Here is a 3,181-nt window from a genome sequence, read left to right on the forward strand (position 1 = left end):
TTAGAGTAGTTTATCTATATACTAACCTGACTAATACAAAATAAGCCATCATTTTTAACTGGTTATTTTATTTCAGATACCTAAGTTTTATTTTATAATATATGGTATGAATAACTACTAAATATTGTTAAAGATATTTAGTGAAATAAGAGAAAGAAAGTCTGTTTATATAAAACTTTATTTTATATAAACAGGCTTTCTTTCTAAACCTCCAATAATTTATAACTCAAATCAATTATTTTCTTTGACTGTAATGAGTTATAAATTTGAACATTACCTTTGGAATTACTTGTGTTTAATATTTTTCTTGAAGACAACATTCTTTTTAACTGTTTTGAAGTTCCTAGACTTCCATCAATTACTGGAATTTCATTTCCTATAACCTTTATGATTTCTTCTTTTATTAAAGGATAATGAGTACATCCTAAAACAATAGAACTTATTTTCATATTTTCTATATCTTTTAATTTATTTACAAGATAACTATGAATTTCTTCTCCTGTTATTTTTCCTTCATCAATAATTTCCGCTAACCCTGCACAAGGAAGCGGCTCAATATTAGCTATTTCCTTATACTTTGATTGAAGTTTAGCAAATTTGTTTTCTCCTAATGTCATAGGCGTTGCCATAATGACTATACTACCTTCTCTATTTAGTTCGACTGCTGGTTTAACTGCTGGCTCTATTCCAATTATAGGTATATTAGTATATTGTCTTCTCAATTCCTCTATAGCTGCACTAGTTGCAGTATTGCATGCTATGACTATAGCTTTTACATTTTTGCTCATTAAAAATTTTACTGCATTAAAGGTTAATCTTTTAACCTCGCTAACATTTTTTATTCCATAAGGAGCATTTATTGAATCTCCAAAATATATGTAATTCTCATTAGGTAATACTTTTATTGTTTCTTTTAATACACTTAGTCCTCCTATACCTGAATCAAAAAATCCAATACTATTTTCACTATTGAAATCCAATATTATCACCACCCTATAATAAGCCTGTATAATAAATTGTATATAATTTGTTATATTTTAAAATATATCACAATAATAAAAACTAATAAAGAATAACAATAAGAAATCTCTATATTGCTATTCTTCTAATTATTAACATATCATATTATATCTATTCTTATAAATTGCTACTCTGCATTTTCCATAGCTACTTCATTATTTATTTCATAATATAGAGTCTTTTCTTTATTTAATCTATTTATATTTTTTATTTCTTTTATTAAAAATATTGCTGTTATAACAGAAGCTATAAAATCTGATGTTGGCCCACAATACCACACTCCATTTAATCCAAATATAGGTGGAATTATTAATAATAATGGAATTAAAGTTATAACTTGTCTAGATAAACTTAAGAACATCGCAACTTTTGCTTTTCCAACAGCTTGAAAATAATTTGTACTAACTATCTGGAATCCAGTAACAGGAAGCATGAACATAAAAGTTTTTAAACCTTTGGTACCTATTGATACCAGTTGAGGATTTCTATTAAATAGTTTTATTATTTGTGGTGCAAATAATTGTATTGACAAAAATCCTATTGTTGTTATAGTAGTAGCAGCTATTATCGCATATTTTAAGGCTTTTTTAGCTCTATCATAACTTTTAGCTCCATAATTGTATCCTATTATAGGTTGCGCACCTTGATTTATACCGAAAATAGGCATAAGTATCACCATTGATACACTAGATATAACCCCCATAGCACCTACTGCAATATCTCCACCATAAGTTGCCAATGAATTATTTGAAATCACTGTAACTAAACTTGCAGCTAACTGCATAAAAAATGGTGCCATTCCTATTGAAAATATTTCTTTTATTACTTTCATATCTAACTTCATATAATCTATTTTTAACTTTAATACACTTTTCCCTTTAGTGAAATAGAATACTACCCAAATTGCACTTAAGCCTTGTCCTATAACGGTAGCAATTGCAGCACCTTTAACTCCTAATCCAAAAGTAAATATAAAAATAGGATCTAATACCATGTTAGTTATAGCACCTATTAGCATAGTAAGCATTGCAACTTTAGGATTTCCTTCTGATCTAATTATTCCATTTAACCCAAATCCAAGATTTTGCAGAATAGCTCCTAATAATATAATATAGCCATAATCTTTAGCGTAAGGTAGTGTTACATCACTCGCACCAAAAATTTTAAGCATAGGTTCTAAGAATATTAGTGATACTACCATAAGTAAAATCATTATAATTACTATTAAAGTAAAAGCATTTCCCAATATTTTTTCCGCTTCAACCTTCTTTTGTTGTCCAAGCCTTATGGATATTAATGCTGCAGCACCTATACCTATAAGCATACCAAACGCCATAATAATCGTTGAAACTGGGAAGGTAATTGTGACTCCAGAAAGAGCTAATTCTCCAACTCCCTGCCCTATAAATATTCTATCTACTATATTATAGAATGCATTAACAAGCATACCTATTATTGCCGGTATAGAAAATTTTAATAATAATTTTCCTATACTTTCTTCTCCTAATTGCGCTGATTTATCCATTATATTCCTCCTTAACTTTTTTTAGTTTCTTTTAGCCATCTAAATAATAAAATTTTCTACTAAAACCATTTTTATATCTTACCTACACATATTAACTTTTCCATTTTTTCCATAACAAATAAATAGAGTCTATTAATTATCGAATATTTTTATTCTATAATTTAAATAGGTCTCCTTTATATTCTAATCGAGATTAAGGTTCAGCAAAGATACTTACCGCAACCTCTACTTTATTCAATTCATTCTTAAAATTGCTAATGATTTCTGGATAATTGATATAATATTGAGTATTGAGAAGAACCTAAATATATTCCTGAAGTGCTGAATCATACATGTCTGCCATTTTACAAGTAGTTAGCCTAACATTCCACCATTAAGTCTAATCCTTAACAAATTTACTTAGCCCCCTAACTAACCTTTTAAATTCTACAACATTTGATAACAATTATCAACCCTTACTTATCCCTATAAATATTTCTAAGCAATAGCTTCTCTATTCTTTCTTATTCTACCTATACCAATCTATAGGGATACAATACAAAAACTTAATATATACTATGAAAAATAAATTTTCTATAAAAACAGATTAACCACTTAGAAATTAAGAATTAATAATGAAGAATGAAGAATTTAGGA

General features: G+C 27.7%; 2 protein-coding genes. Both read right to left on the reverse strand.

Annotation, left to right across the window (positions count from 1 at the left end; translation table 11 throughout):
• Positions 1–203 precede the first annotated feature (203 nt).
• Entirely contained in the window at positions 204–980 is a 777-nt protein-coding gene (gene murI, locus B2W91_RS08750; protein ID WP_291580102.1) for a glutamate racemase, read from the reverse strand.
• A gap of 167 nt (positions 981–1,147) precedes the next feature.
• Positions 1,148–2,545 (reverse strand): MATE family efflux transporter, encoded by a 1,398-nt coding sequence (locus tag B2W91_RS08755; RefSeq protein ID WP_291580103.1) that lies wholly within the window; start codon positions 2,543–2,545, stop codon positions 1,148–1,150.
• Between the last annotated feature and the right edge of the window lie 636 nt (positions 2,546–3,181).

Origin of the sequence: Clostridium sp. UBA6640, from assembly GCF_002455975.1 — a bacterium.
Lineage (GTDB): Bacteria > Bacillota > Clostridia > Clostridiales > Clostridiaceae > Clostridium_J.

Excerpts from the sequence above, each read along its gene's own strand:
- B2W91_RS08755 (WP_291580103.1), bottom strand. The coding sequence starts at position 2,545 with ATGGATAAATCAGCGCAATTAGGAGAAGAAAGTATAGGAAAATTATTA.